This is a genomic window from Arthrobacter sp. FB24 (genome assembly GCF_000196235.1).
Taxonomy (GTDB): domain Bacteria; phylum Actinomycetota; class Actinomycetes; order Actinomycetales; family Micrococcaceae; genus Arthrobacter.
Map to the genome: position 1 here is coordinate 2,387,531 of NC_008541.1, position 17,682 is coordinate 2,405,212.

15 protein-coding genes are annotated in these 17,682 nt (G+C 64.9%); 11 read left to right on the forward strand and 4 right to left on the reverse strand.

Annotation, left to right across the window (positions count from 1 at the left end; genetic code table 11):
• Positions 1 to 9: 9 nt before the first annotated feature.
• On the forward strand, positions 10 to 735 hold the full coding sequence (gene fabG, locus ARTH_RS10710) for a 3-oxoacyl-ACP reductase FabG (protein WP_011691965.1): 726 nt from the start codon (positions 10 to 12) through the stop codon (positions 733 to 735).
• Between the two features lie 154 nt (positions 736 to 889).
• Positions 890 to 1,309: an Hsp20/alpha crystallin family protein gene (locus ARTH_RS10715; protein ID WP_011691966.1), complete on the forward strand. Its 420-nt coding sequence runs from the start codon at positions 890 to 892 to the stop codon at positions 1,307 to 1,309.
• Between the two features lie 31 nt (positions 1,310 to 1,340).
• On the opposite strand, the gene ARTH_RS10720 is transcribed toward ARTH_RS10715, so the two are convergent.
• The gene (locus tag ARTH_RS10720) at positions 1,341 to 3,947 is read right to left on the reverse strand and encodes an AMP-binding protein (protein ID WP_011691967.1); all 2,607 of its coding nucleotides are present in this window, start codon (positions 3,945 to 3,947) and stop codon (positions 1,341 to 1,343) included.
• 383 nt (positions 3,948 to 4,330) lie between these two features.
• Here ARTH_RS10720 and ARTH_RS10725 point away from each other — a divergent pair, with 383 nt between their 5' ends.
• Complete coding sequence (locus ARTH_RS10725; RefSeq protein WP_011691968.1) at positions 4,331 to 5,092, forward strand: SDR family oxidoreductase; 762 nt, start codon at positions 4,331 to 4,333, stop codon at positions 5,090 to 5,092.
• A 133-nt stretch (positions 5,093 to 5,225) separates the two neighbouring features.
• Here the strand turns inward: ARTH_RS10725 and serB are convergent, their stop codons facing one another.
• Positions 5,226 to 6,119, reverse strand: coding sequence for a phosphoserine phosphatase SerB (gene serB / locus ARTH_RS10730; protein WP_011691969.1), 894 nt, complete (start codon positions 6,117 to 6,119; stop codon positions 5,226 to 5,228).
• A gap of 120 nt (positions 6,120 to 6,239) precedes the next feature.
• Between serB and ARTH_RS10735 the strand changes: the two genes are divergently transcribed.
• The 5 genes from ARTH_RS10735 to ARTH_RS10755 all read left to right on the forward strand — a co-directional run bounded on the left by ARTH_RS10735 (position 6,240) and on the right by ARTH_RS10755 (position 10,282).
• Positions 6,240 to 7,025 (forward strand): ABC transporter ATP-binding protein, encoded by a 786-nt coding sequence (locus ARTH_RS10735; RefSeq protein WP_011691970.1) that lies wholly within the window; start codon positions 6,240 to 6,242, stop codon positions 7,023 to 7,025.
• 17 nt (positions 7,026 to 7,042) lie between these two features.
• A complete protein-coding gene (locus ARTH_RS10740) occupies positions 7,043 to 7,828 on the forward strand; it encodes a sulfite exporter TauE/SafE family protein (protein ID WP_011691971.1) in 786 nt (261 codons plus the stop codon).
• A gap of 7 nt (positions 7,829 to 7,835) precedes the next feature.
• Positions 7,836 to 8,645, forward strand: coding sequence for a TrmH family RNA methyltransferase (locus ARTH_RS10745; RefSeq protein WP_011691972.1), 810 nt, complete (start codon positions 7,836 to 7,838; stop codon positions 8,643 to 8,645).
• Positions 8,646 to 8,823: 178 nt separating this feature from the next.
• Complete coding sequence (locus tag ARTH_RS10750; RefSeq protein ID WP_011691973.1) at positions 8,824 to 9,081, forward strand: type B 50S ribosomal protein L31; 258 nt, start codon at positions 8,824 to 8,826, stop codon at positions 9,079 to 9,081.
• Between the two features lie 91 nt (positions 9,082 to 9,172).
• Positions 9,173 to 10,282 carry a lipoyl protein ligase domain-containing protein gene (locus ARTH_RS10755; RefSeq protein WP_156810668.1) on the forward strand — a complete coding sequence of 370 codons (1,110 nt, stop codon included), beginning with the start codon at positions 9,173 to 9,175 and terminating at the stop codon, positions 10,280 to 10,282.
• A gap of 49 nt (positions 10,283 to 10,331) precedes the next feature.
• Here the strand turns inward: ARTH_RS10755 and pepN are convergent, their stop codons facing one another.
• Positions 10,332 to 12,959, reverse strand: coding sequence for an aminopeptidase N (gene pepN, locus ARTH_RS10760; protein WP_043430689.1), 2,628 nt, complete (start codon positions 12,957 to 12,959; stop codon positions 10,332 to 10,334).
• 61 nt (positions 12,960 to 13,020) lie between these two features.
• Positions 13,021 to 14,145: a YeiH family protein gene (locus ARTH_RS10765; protein WP_011691976.1), complete on the reverse strand. Its 1,125-nt coding sequence runs from the start codon at positions 14,143 to 14,145 to the stop codon at positions 13,021 to 13,023.
• Between the two features lie 120 nt (positions 14,146 to 14,265).
• Between ARTH_RS10765 and ARTH_RS10770 the strand changes: the two genes are divergently transcribed.
• The 3 genes from ARTH_RS10770 to ARTH_RS10780 all read left to right on the forward strand — a co-directional run bounded on the left by ARTH_RS10770 (position 14,266) and on the right by ARTH_RS10780 (position 17,678).
• Positions 14,266 to 15,822 (forward strand): circularly permuted type 2 ATP-grasp protein, encoded by a 1,557-nt coding sequence (locus tag ARTH_RS10770; RefSeq protein ID WP_043430693.1) that lies wholly within the window; start codon positions 14,266 to 14,268, stop codon positions 15,820 to 15,822.
• 81 nt (positions 15,823 to 15,903) lie between these two features.
• On the forward strand, positions 15,904 to 16,830 hold the full coding sequence (locus ARTH_RS10775) for an alpha-E domain-containing protein (RefSeq protein WP_011691978.1): 927 nt from the start codon (positions 15,904 to 15,906) through the stop codon (positions 16,828 to 16,830).
• Complete coding sequence (locus ARTH_RS10780) at positions 16,827 to 17,678, forward strand: transglutaminase family protein (protein WP_011691979.1); 852 nt, start codon at positions 16,827 to 16,829, stop codon at positions 17,676 to 17,678. The genes ARTH_RS10775 and ARTH_RS10780 overlap by 4 nt, the downstream gene beginning before the upstream one ends.
• The last annotated feature ends 4 nt before the right edge of the window (positions 17,679 to 17,682 follow it).

Sequence of the window (17,682 nt, forward strand, 5' to 3'; positions counted from 1 at the left end):
GAGCAAACTATGACTGAAGCAGCATCGACCGGCCGCAGCGTTCTGATCACCGGTGGCAACCGGGGCATCGGCCTGGCCATTGCCGAGGCGTTCCTGGCCAACGGTGACAAGGTTGCCGTGACGTACCGCAGCGAGTCGGCGCTCCCGGAGGGAATAATGGGCGTCAAGGCCGATGTCACCGATGAGGCCTCCGTAGACGCCGCGTTCGCAGCCGTTGAGGCTGCGCACGGGCCGGTGGAGGTGCTGGTCGCCAACGCCGGGATCACCAAGGACACGCTGCTGATGCGCATGAGCGAAGACGATTTCACCTCGGTCATCGACACAAACCTGACCGGAGCCTTCCGTGTCATCAAGCGGGCGTCCAAGGGAATGATCCGGATGCGCAAAGGCCGGGTTGTGCTGATTTCCTCCGTTTCGGGGCTCTACGGTGCCCCGGGCCAGATCAATTACTCCGCTTCCAAGGCCGGCCTGGTGGGAATTGCCCGCTCGCTGACCCGCGAACTCGGCGGCCGCGGCATCACGGCCAACGTCGTGGCACCAGGCTTCATCAACACCGACATGACAGCGGAGTTGCCGGAGGCCACCCAGAAGGACTACCTGTCCAAGGTGCCTGCGGGGCGCTTCGCCGAAGCCGCTGAAGTGGCGAACGTGGTGCGCTGGATTTCCAGTGATGAAGCGTCCTACATCTCCGGCGCCGTGATCCCTGTCGACGGCGGCCTGGGCATGGGCCACTAACCCTCCGTGCGCTCCCACACCCGTTCCAAACCCCCTGCCATGAAGGGGACCTTTTGCCCGTTACACGCCCCGTTGGCGGGTGTGTAATGGGCATACCGGCTGGAGCCGCACCCGGCCGGCCACAGATCACGGGGTACAACACTAGGGAGCTGTCATGGCCGATCTCAACAAATGGACGCCGTCGGACGTCCTGGAACCCATCCGGCGTTTCCTCGACGGAGACCTGACAATGTCGTCAATCCGTGTGGAGCAGTTCCTGGACGGAAACACGCTCGTGGTGCGGGCTGAGGTGCCCGGCCTCGATCCCGAGAAGGACGTGGACGTCTCGGTTGCAGACGGCATGCTGCACATCAAAGCGGAGCGCGAGGAAAAAACCGAGCATAAGAGCAAGAGCGGCTACCGGTCGGAGTTCCGGTACGGCTCGTTCGCACGGAGTGTCTCGCTGCCCCCGGGTGCACGGGAGGAAGATGTGACGGCCTCCTACAAGGACGGTGTCCTGGAAGTCCGGGTGCCGGCGCCCGAACAGGCCCCGCCGGCCGCCGGGACACGCAAGATCCAGATCGAGCACGGCTGAGGAGCGGCCGCGGCTTCCGTTGCGGGTCGGCCTATCGTGTATAGCCGGGCTGACGGCGACGGAAGCCGAGCGCACGTGTTAGCAGCGGAGGCATGTGGCTGCATAAGGCCCAGTAGGCCACACCTGCGCACAGCGAGACGGCCACTGCCAGTGCTTGGCTAAAGTCTGAAAATGCCGGAAAGACTAGCCAGTGAACCAGATAGATGTACAGCGAGGAGCTTGCCAGCAGACCGGTAAGGCGTTGCAGGCCGCGCGGTACGGGGATGCTCGGCAGCCAGATCAACACGAGGATTCCGGCCAGGAGGGTCGTTTCGCGGGCCGGGTTTTCGAAGAATCCGGGAATGCTGAGTGCAGCGATGACCGACGCCGTGCAGCGGTGCGCCCAGGTCCTGGATCGGGCAACGGCCCACCCCAGGGCGAAAAGCCACAACGCCGGTGCCGTGTTGGGGACTCCGGGATCGACCAGGTCGTAGCGGGTCGTGAGTCCGGCCGCCAGGAGGGTCAGCGGAAAGAGAAGTGGATAGCGACGTTCCGCCCTGTCGACCCAGGGGAGCGCGAGCACTGCGGTCATTCCCAGCAGCAGGTAAACGAGGACTTCAACAAACCAGAAATGCCACTGGGTGGTTACTTCTTCGGGCCCGATGACGGCGTTGAGCAGGACGATATTTGCCAAGCTATAGCGGTCTGTTAGCACGTAGGCAACCGCGATGAAGGCAACGCTCGGGATCACCACGCGGGATATGCTGCAGAGCTGCCGCTTCATGCGGGGAACGCGATCTCCGGTCAACTGGAAGCGGGCAAAGTTGAACCCCGCGACCGCCATCAGCACGTGCGCCATACCGGGCCAGGTGAACAGTCCGACATGCGTACCAGTGATCAGAATGATCGCCACCGCACGCAGCACGATGCTCGTATCAGTGGGGGCGAACCAGCTTCTTCGTGTGGGCTGATCCGGGGTCCGGGCTTGCAGTTCCAGGTCCCGGACCGGGGTTACATGCCAGTTAGTCGGAAGGTGTCCGAGCAACTGCTCGAGTCGCACCGACGCCGCCACATATGACAGTGAGTCACCGCCGAGTGAGACGAACGTGTCGCCGTCATTCACGCCTGTCAGCTCGAGCGTGGCTTCGAAGATTCTCCTCACGCTGTCCCGGCCGGTTTCCTCCACCTGAGCGGCTGACGGCTCCGCCGGGACGCGGCCGTGCTGCGGGAGGGCCAGGATTCCCTGATAGTCCGCCTTGCCCGACCCGAGGCGCGGAATCTCCGGTACGCTGCAGACCTGCAGCGACGCCCGCGGCAGGCCGATGCCCTGCGCCAGGACTTTGGCCACGAGCTGCAGGTCGTTGGAGCCTTTGACGGCGACGACGAGTCCTTCGTCCGTGCCGGCGCAGGCAGCTTCCATGCCGAGGTCCGCGAGGATGCGTTCGACCTGCCCCAGGTCGACGCGGAGCCCGACGATTTTCACGAACCGGCTGCGCCGGCCGACAACCTCATACAGGCCCGAGGCATCTGTTCTGGCCAGATCGCCCGTGCGCAGCTCGTGGACGGTCCGGCCCAGCGCGAGATCCTCAGGACTCTGCGCGTACCCGAGCATCACATTCGGGCCGGTGTAAACAAGTTCGCCCTCCTCCAGCCCCGGAAGGGGGTCGATGCGGAAGCTGCCGCCCGGGACGGGAATTCCGATTGCGCCGGGGTGGCTGGCCGCCAGCCGTGGAGGAAGGTACGCCATCCGGGCGGTGGCTTCCGTCTGCCCATACATCACGAAGAGCTCCCAGCCGCGCCGCCGGCCCAGCTCGACATACCGTTCCACTGTGGCGGGCGCCAGCCTGCCACCCGCCTGCGTGATGTAGCGGAGGCTGGGCAGCTCCATGTCGGCGAACCCCCCGCGGTCGAGCAGTTCGAAGGTGTAGGGAACCGCCGCGAACGATGTGACGCGATGGCGGCGGAACAGCTCCCAGAAGCAGCTGTCCACGACAGACAGGTCAGTCAGGACAAAGCTGGCTCCACGCAGCAGGTAGCTGTTGATCACGGACAGCCCGTAGCAGTAGGACATGGGCAGCGTTGTTATGGTGCGGTCGTCCTCGCCGATGCCGAGGTAGTCGGCGATGGACTCGGCGTTGGATTGGAGGTTGGCGTGGGAAAGCCGGACCAGTTTGGGGGATCCCGTGGAACCCGACGTACTCAACAGCAGCGCCAGGTCGGGGTGCAACTGGTGCCGGGTTCCTTTCCGCCGCTCGTCCAGCACGTTCTGTCCGTCCGCACCGGATCTGAGGATGACATCGGGGTCGTAGGCGGCCACGAGTGAGTCGAAGGCAGCAGGTTTGTCCTCCGGGAGAAGGATCAGCGGATGGCCACCGGCTAGCGCCGCCAGGTACCCGACGACCGAGTCAACGTCGTTGCTGGCAGTCAGGGCCACGAGCCGCCGCGCGGTTCCCAGCCGAAGCAGCAAAGCCTCAACGCGTTCGGCGAGCTCCCGGTAGGTGACGACACACTCTGCGGTAACGATCGCCGGCCGCTCACCTCGCCGGGCAAGTTCAGCAGCGAAGGGCACACGCGCAACATCGGGCGGAACACTCAGCGAGGCAAGAACGCCGGCATCGGCCGGATCTGCGTCAGCGCACCGGCTATGGATGAGGGCCATGGATTTCCTAGGTGATTTTAGGCTTACCTAACTCCGGAACTCTACAGCCTTGAACTGCTAATTACGAAACTAAAATGTGCCCTATTTCTCCAGACCCTTGGCTAATGCTGGCCGCGCAACGGCAGGCGCGGCAACGCTATGGACGAAACGACCGGCACGTCGGACCTGATCCCCGATTCATGGCCCGGCTCCCGACGGGAGGCCCTGTATTTCATGGCGGCGAGCTTACGCCGGCCCGTCCGGGCCCGGCAATGGCATGCGCCACGCCGCAACTAGCCGGAGCCAGCTTCTTTGTTGGCGTCAAACAACTGAAATCTCCCGGTCCGCTGGCATGATGGATGGCAGACCCACAGATTTTGGACGTTTGGAACAAAGGAGCTCGAATGGGATTGCTGGACAAAAAGACTGCCATTGTGACCGGTTCGTCGAGGGGGATCGGTGCTGACGTCGCCAAGCTCCTCGCGGCTGAAGGTGCCGCCGTCGTAGTGAACTACCGCCAGAAGGCCCCGCGGGCCAACAAGGTTGTGGCTGAAATCGAGGCCGATGGCGGCCGTGCCGCAGCGGTCGGCGCCGACCTCACCACGCAGGAAGGTGTCCAGGCACTGGCCAGCGCGGCCATGGAGAACTTCGGCTCGCTCGACGTCCTGGTCCTCAATGCCTCCGGCGGCATGGAGTCGGGCATGGAAGAGGGCTACGCCCTGAAGCTGAACCGTGACGCCCAGGTCAACATGCTGAACGCAGCGGTGCCGCTGATGCGCGAAGGTTCCCGTGTAGTCTTCGTGACCAGCCACCAGGCCCACTTCATTGATACCGTGCCCACGATGCCGGAGTACGAACCGGTGGCACGCAGCAAGCGCGCGGGCGAGGACGCCCTGCGCGCCCTCATCCCGAACCTTGCGGACAAGGGCATTTCCTTCGTAGTGGTTTCCGGGGACATGATCGAAGGAACCGTCACCGCCACCCTGCTTGACCGGTCCAACCCGGGGGCCATCGAAGCCCGCAGGGCCGAAGCCGGCAAACTGTATTCAGTGGCGGAGTTCGCCGCGGAGATCGCCAAGATGGTCACTGCCGACGTCGAGACCGGCCACACCGAGTACGCCGGGGGAGCCGATTACTTCGGTAAGAGCACCGGCCAGGCCGGCTGACACAGCCGCCAGGGAAAGCATAAAGAAGGCCGGGCAGATGCCCGGCCTTCTTTGTGTCACGTCACGTTTTCCGTCACGTCAAGTTTTTCCCGAAACCGGAGCCAGGACTGATGCCCAGTGCGTCGCCGCTGCCTCAGACCCCGGCGATGTGCCGCACGGCGTCCAAGTAGGGCAGGTTGACCGCCGCATCGGCGGCTGCGCGCACGGCTGGTTTCGCGTTGAAGGCGACGCCGATCCCGGCGGCACTGAGCATGTCCAGGTCGTTGGCACCGTCACCCACGGCGATGGTGTGCTCCAGGGGGATGCCCTCGGCCGCCGCCCACTCGCGGAGGTACTTCTCCTTGGCCGCCCGGTCGATCACCGCGCCGAGAACCTTGCCTGTCAGCGCGCCGTCGACGATTTCCAGTTCGTTGGCGATCCAGTAATCCATCCCGAGGTCCTCCGCGATGGGGCGCAGGATCTGGTTGAAGCCCCCCGAGACGACTGCAACGGCGTGGCCGCCCGCCTGGAACGCCGCCACGAGGTCCGCGGCCCCTTCGCTGAGTTGCACCTCGGCCCGAACGGAATCGACGACGTCGGCCGGCAGTCCGGCGAGGACTGCCACACGCGCGTGCAGGCTCTGGGCGAAGTCGAGTTCGCCGCGCATGGCCGCCTCGGTGACCGCCGTGACCTCCTCCTTCTTGCCGGCGTAAGCAGCCAGGAGCTCAATGACCTCCTGCTGGATCAGCGTGGAATCAACATCCATGATCAGCAACTTGTGGGGCGCCTCGCGGAGGGACGCCGGGACGATTGCGGTGTCCATTCCGGTGAAACCGGCAGAAGCCACCTCATGGCGCAGCGCGGCGATCTCGGCAGCCGTGCCGGATTCCACGGAGAAATCCACCGTGTACACCTCAAAACGGTGGTCGCCGGTGCGGGATTCGGCGGAGAAGGAAGCGCCTGATCCGGTCAGCAGGGACCGGAGGTGCTCCAGTTCCGAAGGGGACAATTTGACGCCGTAGCTGACCGCAGTCACGTTCGAACTCATGGCTGCAATCTTAGCCAGCGCTTTCCCGGCGCCCGAATTCGTTTCGTTCCGACTGCATGGTGTGCCAGCGCCGGTGCACCGGTTATCAGTCGGACCCCGTTTTGTCCTAGTGTCTACTCCATGAGTGATGTTCTGGAATTGGACGCCGTCAGCGTTGTCCGAGGTAAAAAGACTCTGCTGGACAAGGTTGACTGGCAGGTCAACGAAGGCGAACGCTGGGTGATCCTCGGCCCCAACGGCGCCGGCAAAACCACTCTTCTCCAGATCGCAGCCGCCCGGATGCACCCGAGCAGCGGTACGGCAGGAATTCTTGACGAGATACTGGGCCGGGTTGACGTTTTCGAGTTGCGCCCCCGCATTGGCCTCTCTTCGGCCGCCCTCGCCACCCAGATTCCGGAACACGAGAATGTCCTGAACGTCGTGGTCACCGCGGCCTACGGCGTCACTGGCCGCTGGCGCGAGGGATACGAGCGTGATGACGAGCGGCGGGCTTTCCGCCTCCTCAACGACTGGGGGATGGGCCCGCTCCTGAACAGGACCTTCGCCACTCTGTCCGAAGGTGAGCGCAAACGGGTCCAGATTGCCCGCGCCCTCATGACTGATCCCGAGCTGTTGCTGCTCGATGAACCCGCGGCCGGCCTGGATCTGGGCGGCCGCGAGGAACTGGTCCACAAGCTCGGAGAGCTTGCCATGGACGATGCAGCACCCGCAATGGTCCTGGTGACCCACCACCTGGAGGAAGTTCCGCCGGGCTTCACGCACGCCATGCTGCTGCGCGACGGCGCAGTCGTGGCTGCGGGCCCCATCACCGAAGTCCTGACGGCCGAAAACCTCAGCGAGACATTCGGGCTTGACCTGGACATGACCGTCAACGCCGGCCGGTACACCGCCGTCGCCCGCCGCTAAAGCGGCACCTCAGCATCTTGGATCTTCTCAGTAGCATTTTTGTGTCCATCGCCGGCCTCTGGGCCGGCACGATCAATGCCGTGGTGGGCTCCGGAACCCTCGTCACGTTCCCTGTGCTCATTGCCTTGGGGGTCACTCCCGTGGTCGCCTCCATGAGCAACGCCATGGGGCTCGTCTTCGGTACCGCGGCCGGAGCCTTCGGTTACCGCCGGGAACTGAAAGGACGCGGCCGGCAGTTGGTACGGCTCCTGCCGGCGTCCCTCCTTGGCGGCATATCCGGCGCCTGGCTGTTGCTGCACCTGCCGGAAAAGGTCTTCCACTACGTGGCGCCTTTCCTGATAGTGCTCGCCCTGCTGATGGTGGTGTTCCAGCCCCGCCTGCAGGCCTGGGTCCGTAACCGCGAGGAGAATCCGGAGCACGCCGTCAAGGACAAGCGGCACGCTGTCCTCCTGGTGGTGCTGGTTTATCTGGCAGGTGTTTACGGGGGCTACTTCGTGGCTGCCCAGGGAATCCTGCTGGTGGGCATCCTGGGTGTTTTCCTCACCGGCACCATTCAGAACGCCAACGCCATGAAGAACATCCTGGTGCTTGGAGTAAACCTGGTGGCTGCCATCTCCTACCTGCTTTTCGCGTTCGACCGGATCAACTGGCTCGTGGTGCTCCTCATTGCCGTCACCTCAAGCGTCGGCGGCCTCATCGGCGCCAAGGTGGGCCGCAAGCTTTCGCCCACAGTGCTCCGTGGCGTGATCCTCGTCCTGGGCCTCGTGGCCCTGGGCTTCATGATCACCAACCTGCTGAAATAATCGGCCAGTGACTTTCCACCATCTCCAATCCGCTGACGATCCGCGGGTCTCCGACTACACCCGGCTGACGGACGTGCACCTCCGCAAGCTCCGGGAACCCGCTGAGGGCATGTACATCGCGGAATCGTCACGTGTGCTCCGGCGTGCCCTGGCGGCCGGGCACCAGCCACGGTCCTTCTTTCTTGCGGAGAAATGGCTCGAGGACCTCGACGACGTCTTCGAACAGTTCCCGGACGTTCCGGTCTATATAGGCAGCGCCGCCCTCCTGGAAGACATCACCGGATTCCACCTGCACCGCGGGGCCATGGCGGCCATGCAGCGTCCGTCGCCCGTGCCGCTGCCCGGGCTGCTGGCGAACGCCCGCCGGGTGGCTGTCCTCGAGGACATCGTGGACCACACGAATGTCGGTGCCATCTTCCGGTCGGCGGCCGCCCTGGGCGTGGACGCAGTTCTGGTTTCACCGCGGTGCGGCGACCCCCTGTACCGCCGCAGTGTCCGCGTGAGCATGGGCACGGTGTTCCAGGTCCCGTGGGCCCGCCTGGAGTCGTGGCCGGGCGACCTTGCCGTGCTTCGGGAACAGGGTTTCACGGTGGCGGCCATGGAGCTCACCGACGACGCCGTGGACGTCGACGAGCTGGCTGCCCGGAACCTGGACAAGCTAGCCCTGGTGCTGGGCACGGAAGGAGCGGGCATGAGCCCGGAGACGCTCTCGGCCGTGGACCTGGCGGTCAGGATTCCCATGCGGGCAGGAGTGGACTCGCTGAACGTCGCAGCCGCTTCCGCCGTTGCCTTCTGGGAACTGCGCCCGAAGGACTGACGCCGCCGGCCCGCGCTGTCCCATCCGTTTCGCGCCGGGAGCCTGTTTAGGCTAGGATTGAGTGTTGGTCCGGACGCCCGGTGTTTGCAAGCTAGTGGCATTCATCGTTGTCCTGCGGCCCCATCCCATTCATACCTGGCAACTGGCAAAATCCAGTTGTGCGAACAAAGGTCCAATTATGAAGTCCAATACCCACCCGAAGTACGAAGCTGTTGTATTCAACGACCTGGCTTCCGGCGTCAAGTTCCTGACCAAGTCCACCGTGTCTTCCAAGAAGACCATCGAGTGGGAAGACGGAAACACCTACCCGGTCATCGACGTCGAAATCTCCTCCGAGTCCCACCCGTTCTACACGGGCAAGCAGCGCATCATGGACTCTGCAGGCCGCGTCGAGCGCTTCAACGCTCGCTTCAAGGGCTTCGGCGGCAAGAAGTAACAACTTCTCCCCAAGGTCAATTGGAAAGCCCGCATCTTCCGGAACTTCTGGAAGATGCGGGCTTTTGCGTTGTTGGGGCAGGATGGGTTGCATGACAATTCCTCCTTTTGAGACCCGTCCGGCAGACGGCACGCACGACGACGGCGGCCGTCGCCACGGTGAGTACAAGGTTCCCGGCGGGAAGCTTGTGGTGGTGGATTTCGACGTCGAGGGCGGCCATTTCTCGCATGTTTCCGTTAGCGGCGACTTCTTCCTGGAACCCGATGAAGCGCTGCTCGACATCAACCGTGCCCTGACGGGCCTTCCGGAAACGGCCACGGCCGCGGATATCTCGGCCGCTGTGACCGCGGCCCTGCCCGAGGACGCCGTCCTTTTTGGTTTCTCCGCCGATGCCGTGTCCATCGCCGTCCGCCGCGCGCTGGCGAAGGCGACCGGCTGGGGGGACCACCACTGGAACGTCATTGCTCCGTCCGTGTTGCCAACGCACGTCAATGTCGCCCTGGACGAGGTCCTCACCGAGGAAGTGGGCGCAGGGCGCCGCAATCCCACGCTGCGCTTCTGGGACTGGGAGGAGCCGTCCGTGGTAATCGGAAGTTTCCAGTCAGTCCGGAATGAGGTCCACCCCGACGGCGTGGCACGCCATGGCATCAGCGTGGTCCGCCGCATCAGCGGCGGGGGAGCCATGTTCATGGAAGCAGGCAACTGCATCACCTACTCCTTGTACCTGCCGCAGACCCTGGTGGACGGCATCAGCTTTGCCGATTCCTACGCGTTCCTGGACGCCTGGGTCATGGCTGCGCTGGAGAAACTGGGCATCAGCGCCTTCTATGTCCCGCTCAACGACATCGCCACGGAGCAGGGCAAGATCGGCGGTGCGGCCCAGAAGCGCCTCGCAAACGGCGGCATGCTGCACCACGTCACCATGAGCTATGACATCGACGCCGAGAAGATGGTGGAAGTACTGCGGATCGGCAAGGAAAAGCTCTCGGATAAAGGCACCACCAGTGCCAAGAAGCGGGTGGATCCGCTGCGCCGTCAGACCGGCCTGGCCCGGGCTGACATCGTGGAGGCCATGATGGATGTCTTCAGCGGCCGGTACGGCGCCACGCCCTCAGTCCTGACGGAGGCCGAACTTGCCGCCGCCCATGAGCGCGTGGCGGCCAAGTTCGGCACCGAGGAGTGGCTGCACCGGGTGCCGTAGAAACACACCGGGTGCTCCGTAATTGTCGTTCTGAGGGGCCAAAAGGCATTTAGGGAGCAGCGGACGGCGTTTTCGCTCCGGCTGCCTGCGCCGAAAGGGCCCGGTGCAGGTGGCTCCGCTGCTCAATGATGATGCGGCGCAGCGCGCGCGGGGCATCCGGGTGCCCGGCGAGCCAGCCGTCCGTCAGGACAATCACGGCATTCGTGTCCGGACTTCCGCCGTCGAGGTCTTGTCCTGACGGGTAGAGCCCGCGGACAATCCGGCTGGCGATCTCAATGCTGCGTTCCGCCCAGACGTCTTCCAGGCATTCGAAGTATGGTTCCACGAACGCTTCCAGCAGGCCGTCAGGTGCCGTGTTGAAGCCTGCAATCGTGGCGCTGAGCAGCTGGTTGGAGAGCGCGGTGCCCCTGACGGCGGCGTCCCACGCAGCGGCTTTGACCGCGGCGTCGGGGCGCGCTGCCAGTGCGGTGGCATGGCCGGCACGGCCGGAGGCGGTGGTGTCGCGGGCAAGTTCGGCGTCCAGTTCGGCCTCGGTTGCCTGTCCGTTCGCTGCCAGGGCGTGCCAGAGGCTCCAGCGCAGTTCCGGGTCGACGGCAAGGCCTTCGAGCACCGTTGTGCCGTCCAGGATTCCCCTTACAAGGTCAAGCCGTCGCGCTGCCTGCCTGCTTGTGGTGGCGAGGCTCCTTGCCCAGGCCAGCTGGTGGTCCGAACCGGGCCGGGCTGCGCCAAGTTCCCGGGCAGCCACCTCCAGGAATCCGTCCCTGACGGCAGCCCGCCCGGACGCGGGGACATACCGGTCGATGGCGGTTGAGGCGTTGCCCAGGACGTTCAGCAGAACACCGATGCCTGTTTCGGCGGGCCCGAATACTTCCACGGCTGCAACGTAGCGGTCCGCCGGTACCACAGCGTCGCGTGCCGCGTCCCAAAGTGCCGTCCAGCACAGCGCCCGTGCCATCGGATCCTGCAGGGCGCCAAGCGACGCGCGCACCGTCGCCTCGGAGCGCGCATCAAACCGCACCTTCACATAGCTGAGGTCGTCGTCGTTGACCAGGAGCAGCGCCGGCAGCGGCTTGCCCTCGAGCTCCGGGACGACCGTACTCTGGCCGGTCAGGTCAGTGTCCACACTGTCCATGCGGACCAGAAGGCCGTCGGCATCGAAATCGTAGAGGCCGATGCGGAGCCGGTGCGGGCGCAGTTCCTGGCGTCCCGTTGCGGGGTCCAGCGCGTCCTGGACGAGGGTTACCGGGCCCAGCACGCCGTCGTGCTCTTCGATCTCGGCAGAGACGGTGGAAATCCCCGAGGTCTGCAGCCACTGCCGGGCCCAGAGTGCCAGGTCACGGCCTGACGCCTCGCCCAGGGCCGCCAGGAGGTCGGTGAGCGTGGTGTTGCCGTACGCATGGTCCCGGAAATACCGGCGGGAGCCGGCGACAAATGCCTCGAAGCCGACATAGGCGACCAGTTGCTTCAGTACGGACGCACCCTTCGCGTAAGTGATGCCGTCGAAGTTCTGCTTGGCCGCCTCCAGGTCCGGTATGTCGGCAACGATCGGATGGGTGGTGGGCAGCTGGTCCTGGACATAGGCCCAGGCCTTGCGGTTGTTGGCGAAGTTCACCCAGGCCGTATCCCAGTCCGTGGCGCGGTCAACGCCCAGGGTGCCCATGTAGTCGGCAAAGGACTCCTTGAGCCAGAGATCGTTCCACCATTGCATGGTGACGAGGTCGCCGAACCACATGTGCGCCATTTCGTGCATCAGGGTGTTGGCACGGGCCTGGTATTGGGAATCAGCTGCCCTGGACGTGAAGACGTAGTTTTCGGTGAAGGTGACCAGCCCGGGGTTCTCCATGGCGCCGAGGTTGTACTCCGGCACAAAGGCCTGGTCGTATTTGCCCCACGGATACGGATAGTCAAAGAGGTTGTTGAAGAAGCCGAGCCCCCGCTTGGTGAGCTCAAAGAGGTGCCCGGTGTCAAAGGATCCCGCCATGGAGCTGCGGCAGTACAGGGCCAGCGGGACCTCCAGTGCGGTGCCGTCCTCCAGTGTTCCGCTCCAGTGGTCCTCCGCCTTGAAGTACGGCCCCGCCAGCACCGTCGTGATGTAGGTGGACATCCGCTGTGTCGGCGCGAAGTCCCAGCGGCTCGTTGCGGGGTCGCTCGTGAGTTGCGTGCGGCCGGCCTCGGCGCCGTTGGAGGCGACCTGCCAGTCGGACGGGGCCATCACATGGAAGGTGAACTCAGCTTTGAGGTCCGGCTGTTCAAAGTTTGCGAACACCCTTCGGGCGTCGGCCGGTTCGTACTGGGTGTAGAGGTAGCACTTGCCGTCGGCCGGATCGAAGAAGCGGTGCATGCCTTCGCCGGAGGTGCTGTACAGGGCTGTTCCGGTAACAGTCACCTGGTTTTCGGCCTGCAGGTTGTCCAGCCGGATGCGGGAGCCGTCCACCACGTCGGTGACGGAAAGCCCCTTGCCGTTCAGGAAGACGCTGTGCACCTCGCCGCTGATGAAGTCCAGGAAAGTCGACCCGCCGGGTTCCCGGGCCGAAAACGTGATGACACTGCGGCTCGTGTAGCCCGTGACCTCCGGATCCTGCGCCTGGCGGACGTCGAGGGACACGTCATAGCTGTGGGTGGTGATCAGGGCTGAGCGGATTGCCGCTTCATCGCGTTGCAGGTTCTCATTCGACACCACGCTATTGAATCACGGCCGGGTCCCTGCGGCCGGGCCGGACCGGTCTGCCGCAGGGCGGTCAGTGCGGCTGAATGATGAGCAGCGCTGCGCCAAGTCCCAGTACGGCGATAAGAAGCCACGCCGCAAGGGCTGCCAGCAGCGCCCTGGCCCCGGTGTGGAGCAGCGTTTGCACGCGGACCGCAGAGCCCAGGCCGAAGAGTGCCATGCCCAGCAGAACATCCTGCAGGGCGGCCCCCGCCTCCAGCCAGCCGGGGGACAGCCAGCCCGTTGACCGCAAACCCACCGCGGCCACAAAACCGATGACGAACAGCGGAACAATCGGCGGCATCCTGACGTCCGCCCCGTCGATTTCGGGGGAGGGGCCGGTTGCCCGGGCACACTCAGCTCCGTTGCGGGCAGCTCCGTTCCGGCCGGATCCGTTCGCTCCGCGGCTGAGTGCAGCCCTCTGGTGGATGCCCGCTGCGGCCACGATGGGGGCCAGGAGGATCACCCTTGTCAGCTTGACCACTACGGCGATTGCCAGGGCGCCGGTTCCGGCGGTCTGCGCGGTGGCCACCACCTGGCCGACGTCGTGCACCGATGCGCCGGTCCAGGCACCAAAAACCTCGGGAGTTAGCTGCAAGGGGTGCAGCAGGAGCGGCAGGACGCCGATGGCCAGCGTGCCGCACAGCGTGACCAGAGCCACCGGGAGGACGGTGTCCACGTGGCGGATCCTGCGGACGGCCGCCATCGCGCCAATAGCCGAGGCACCGCAGATTGAGAAGCCGGTGGCGATGAGCAGGGAGGCGTCACGGGTCAGACGGAAGATACGCGAAATACCGTAGGTTCCGGCAAAGCTTGCCAGGACCACGCCCGTGATCAGGAGCAGCGACTGCCAGCCGAGGCCCAGGACATCCATCACGCTGACTTTCAGCCCCAGGAACACAATGCCGGCCCGCATCAGGTGCTTACCGGCGAAGTCGAGGCCGGCCCGCGCACGTCCCGCCGCCCACGTTCCCGTGCCGGGAAGATTCGCGGCAAGCAGGCCAAGGACGACGGCGGCGGTCATGGCGGGCAGGACCGGCACCATTCCGTGTACGGTAAAGGCCACCCCGACGGCGAGGGCGGCAGTGAGCAGTCCCGGCACCAGGGGTGGGATCCGCGCGGAGATCCGTCCTTGAGGGGCGGCGGGGAATCTGGGCAAGGGCACTCACATACTTTGCCGGAACAGTGCGGAAAAACACGAACCGGCGGGGGTGGCTCCAACACGCCACAATGGGCACCAGTAATGAATTCGAAACAAAAAGGTGGTTGGCTAATGACCATGTCTGACCTATTCCAGGATTACTCCGAGGCCGCCGGCCGCTCCGGTGCCTACGACGAGATGTTCACCCCCGGCCAAGAAGCCAGGAAGTCCTACGGGCAGGTCGCCGGGGCTCTCCGTGAACTTTCGCTCACCGATGTGACCGCCCGGGCCGATTCGATGGCCAGGACCTTCCTGGACCGCGGTGTCACCTTCGACTTCGCAGGGGAGGAACGCCCGTTTCCGCTGGATATCGTCCCCCGCGTGATCCCGGCCGACGAATGGACCGTCCTGGAGAAGGGCGTGGCCCAGCGGGTCCGCGCCCTCGAGGCCTTCCTCAACGATGTCTACGACAAGATGTCCGTGGTGGCTGACGGCGTCATTCCTCGCCAACTCGTCACCACCAGTGCCCACTTCCACCGCCAGGTCCATGGGTTCGAGCCGGCTGGCGGAGTCCGCGTCCACATCTCGGGCATCGACGTCGTCCGTGACGCTGCGGGAACATTCCGGGTGCTCGAAGACAACGTGCGCGTCCCGTCCGGTGTCAGCTACGTCCTGGAAAACCGCCGGGCCATGGCCAAGGGCCTGCCTGAGGCCTTCGGCCAGCAGCTGATCCGTCCGGTGGAGGAGTACCCGCGCCGGTTGCTTTCCGCCCTGCGCAAGACGGCGCCCTCCGGCGTCGACGACCCCACGGTAGTGGTCCTTACTCCCGGCGTGTTCAACAGCGCATATTTCGAGCACACGCTGCTGGCCGGGCTTATGGGCGTTGAACTTGTGGAAGGCCGTGACCTGATCTGCCGCGGCAACAGGGTGTACATGCGGACCACCGACGGCGAACAGCGCGTTGACGTCATCTACAAGCGGATCGACGACGACTTCCTCGATCCGCTGCAGTTCCGCGCCGACTCCATGCTGGGCTGCCCCGGCCTGGTGAACGCGGCCCGGGCCGGAGGCGTCACCATCGCCAATGCCGTGGGCAACGGCGTGGCTGACGACAAGCTCGTCTACAGCTATGTGCCGGACCTCATCCGCTACTACCTCAACGAAGAGCCCGTGATCGCGAACGTGGACACGTTCCGGCTGGAGGAGAAAGAGGCGCGGGAGCACGTCCTGGACAGGCTGGATGAACTGGTGGTCAAACCGGTGGACGGGTCCGGCGGCAAGGGCCTGGTCATCGGGCCCGATGCGTCCAAAGAGGAGCTCGACGCGCTGCGCAAGCGCGTCATCGCCGATCCCCGGGGCTGGATTGCCCAGCCGGTCCTGCAGCTGTCTACGGTTCCCACCCTCAGCGGTGATAAGTTTGGCCCTCGGCACGTTGACCTGCGGCCGTTTGCCGTCAACGACGGCGACGACGTCTGGGTGCTACCCGGCGGACTGACACGCGTAGCCCTCAAGGAGGGTTCACTGATCGTCAATTCCAGCCAGGGCGGCGGTTCCAAGGACACGTGGGTGCTCTCTGACTCTCCCGAGGTTCCGGTGGAAGCCCTGCCAAGGCCGTCCATCGCCGTCCGGGAACGGGTTTCAGTGTGGCCGGTCGAAAGCAACTGGCGCGACCGCCAGACGGAGCAGCAGCAGTGAGCCGCCGCCCGTCGGTGCAGCCCGCATCAGTTTGCCCATTTATGTTCATGCAGATTTCGGACCCGCAGGAGGTAGCCGCAAATGCTTAGCCGTATTGCCGAGTCCCTATTTTGGATCGGCCGTTATGTGGAACGCGCGGACGGAACCGCGCGCATCCTGGACGTCCACCTTGAGCGGCTCAACCACCTGCCCACGGAGGAGCGGGACAACGTTGCCCGGGAACTCCTGGCTGTCATGGGAGCCCGGCCCGAGAGCGATGAGTTCGGCCTCGAGGAGCTGCTGCACGCCCTCGCCTACGACAAACAAAGCGCGACGTCTATCGCCGGCTCGCTCGGTGCCGCCCGCGAAAACGCCCGCCGCGCCCGCGAAACAGTTTCCTCCGGGCTCTGGGAGAGCCTGAACACGACGTACTACGGCCTGAACCAGCACCGTAAGGACGTGGTGGGCACGTACCGGTTCTGCCACTGGGTGCTGGAACGCACCGCCATGGTGAGCGGCCTGGCGGACACCACCGTCAGCCACGATGACAGCTGGCTGTTCCTCGCCCTGGGGCGTTCCCTGGAGCGTGCCGACATGACGGCCCGCATGCTCTCCACCCGCGACGTGCTCTCCGCCGGCATGTCATGGGTGAACATGCTCCGTTGCGCCGGTGCCTACGAGTCGTTCCTACGGACGCGCCGGGCTGCCTTTGGCGACCAGCACGCCGCAGAGTTCCTGCTGCTGGACCGGCTCTTTCCGCGCTCCATCGTCTATGCCCTGCGGGACGCCGACGAGTGCCTGGCGAAGCTTGACCCATCCGCCCAGCGCGTCGGGTTCATCAATGATGCGCGCCGGATTGTAGGCCAGGCCCGCACGTTCCTGGAGTTCCACCGCACGGACGACCTCATGTCCGAACTGCCGGAGCACATGGAGCGCGTTCAGAAGGCCGTGTCGCAGGCCTCCGACGCCATTTCCCGTAAGTACTTCAATCAGGCGGACGAACTGGCCTGGGTGGGAGAAGTTTCATGACCCGGCTGAGCATCATTCATAAAACCGGTTACAAGTACAACAAGCGCGTCACGCTCTCGTACAACGAGGCCCGCATGACCCCGCTGACGGACCCACAGCAGGTGGTGCTGGAATCGTCCATGAAGGTTGCGCCGTCGCAGGCCGCTGTCAGCAGCTACCGCGACTACTGGGGCACGCGTGTCACTGCCTTCGACATGCAGATGCCGCACGAATACCTTGAGGTGGTCGCCACCACCACGGTGGAAGTCCACCGTGTGGATCGCGTTCCGGCCGACGGCGACATCGTCTCCTGGGACGTGTTGCAGGCGCCTGAGACCCTCAACCAGTTCAGCGACTGGATCCCGCAGTCCCGGCTGAGTGGTCCGGGGGACGAGGTCCTCGGCATCATTCCGGGAATCGTCGAGGGCAGGAACCCTTACGAGTCCGCCATGGCCATCTTCGAATGGATGCGCGGAGAGATGACCTACATGAAGGGCTCCACCGGGGTCACCACCAACGCGGCGCAGGCCTGGAGCCAGCGCCAGGGCGTATGCCAGGACCTGGCGCACCTCGCCGTCGGCTCGCTGCGCAGCTGCGGAATCCCCGCCCGTTATGTCTCGGGTTACCTTCATCCGCGTTCGACGGCGGACATCGGCGAGACGGTGGCCGGCCAGTCGCATGCGTGGCTGGAATGGTGGGACGGTGAATGGCGCAGCTGGGATCCCACCAACCACAAACCCGCCGGTGACTTCCATGTCACCGTGGCACGTGGCCGCGACTACCGGGATGTGCCGCCGCTTAAGGGCATCCTGTCCGGTGGCGGCGGTTCCGCGTTGAACGTGAGCGTGGAAATTACCCGCCTGGCATAGGCCG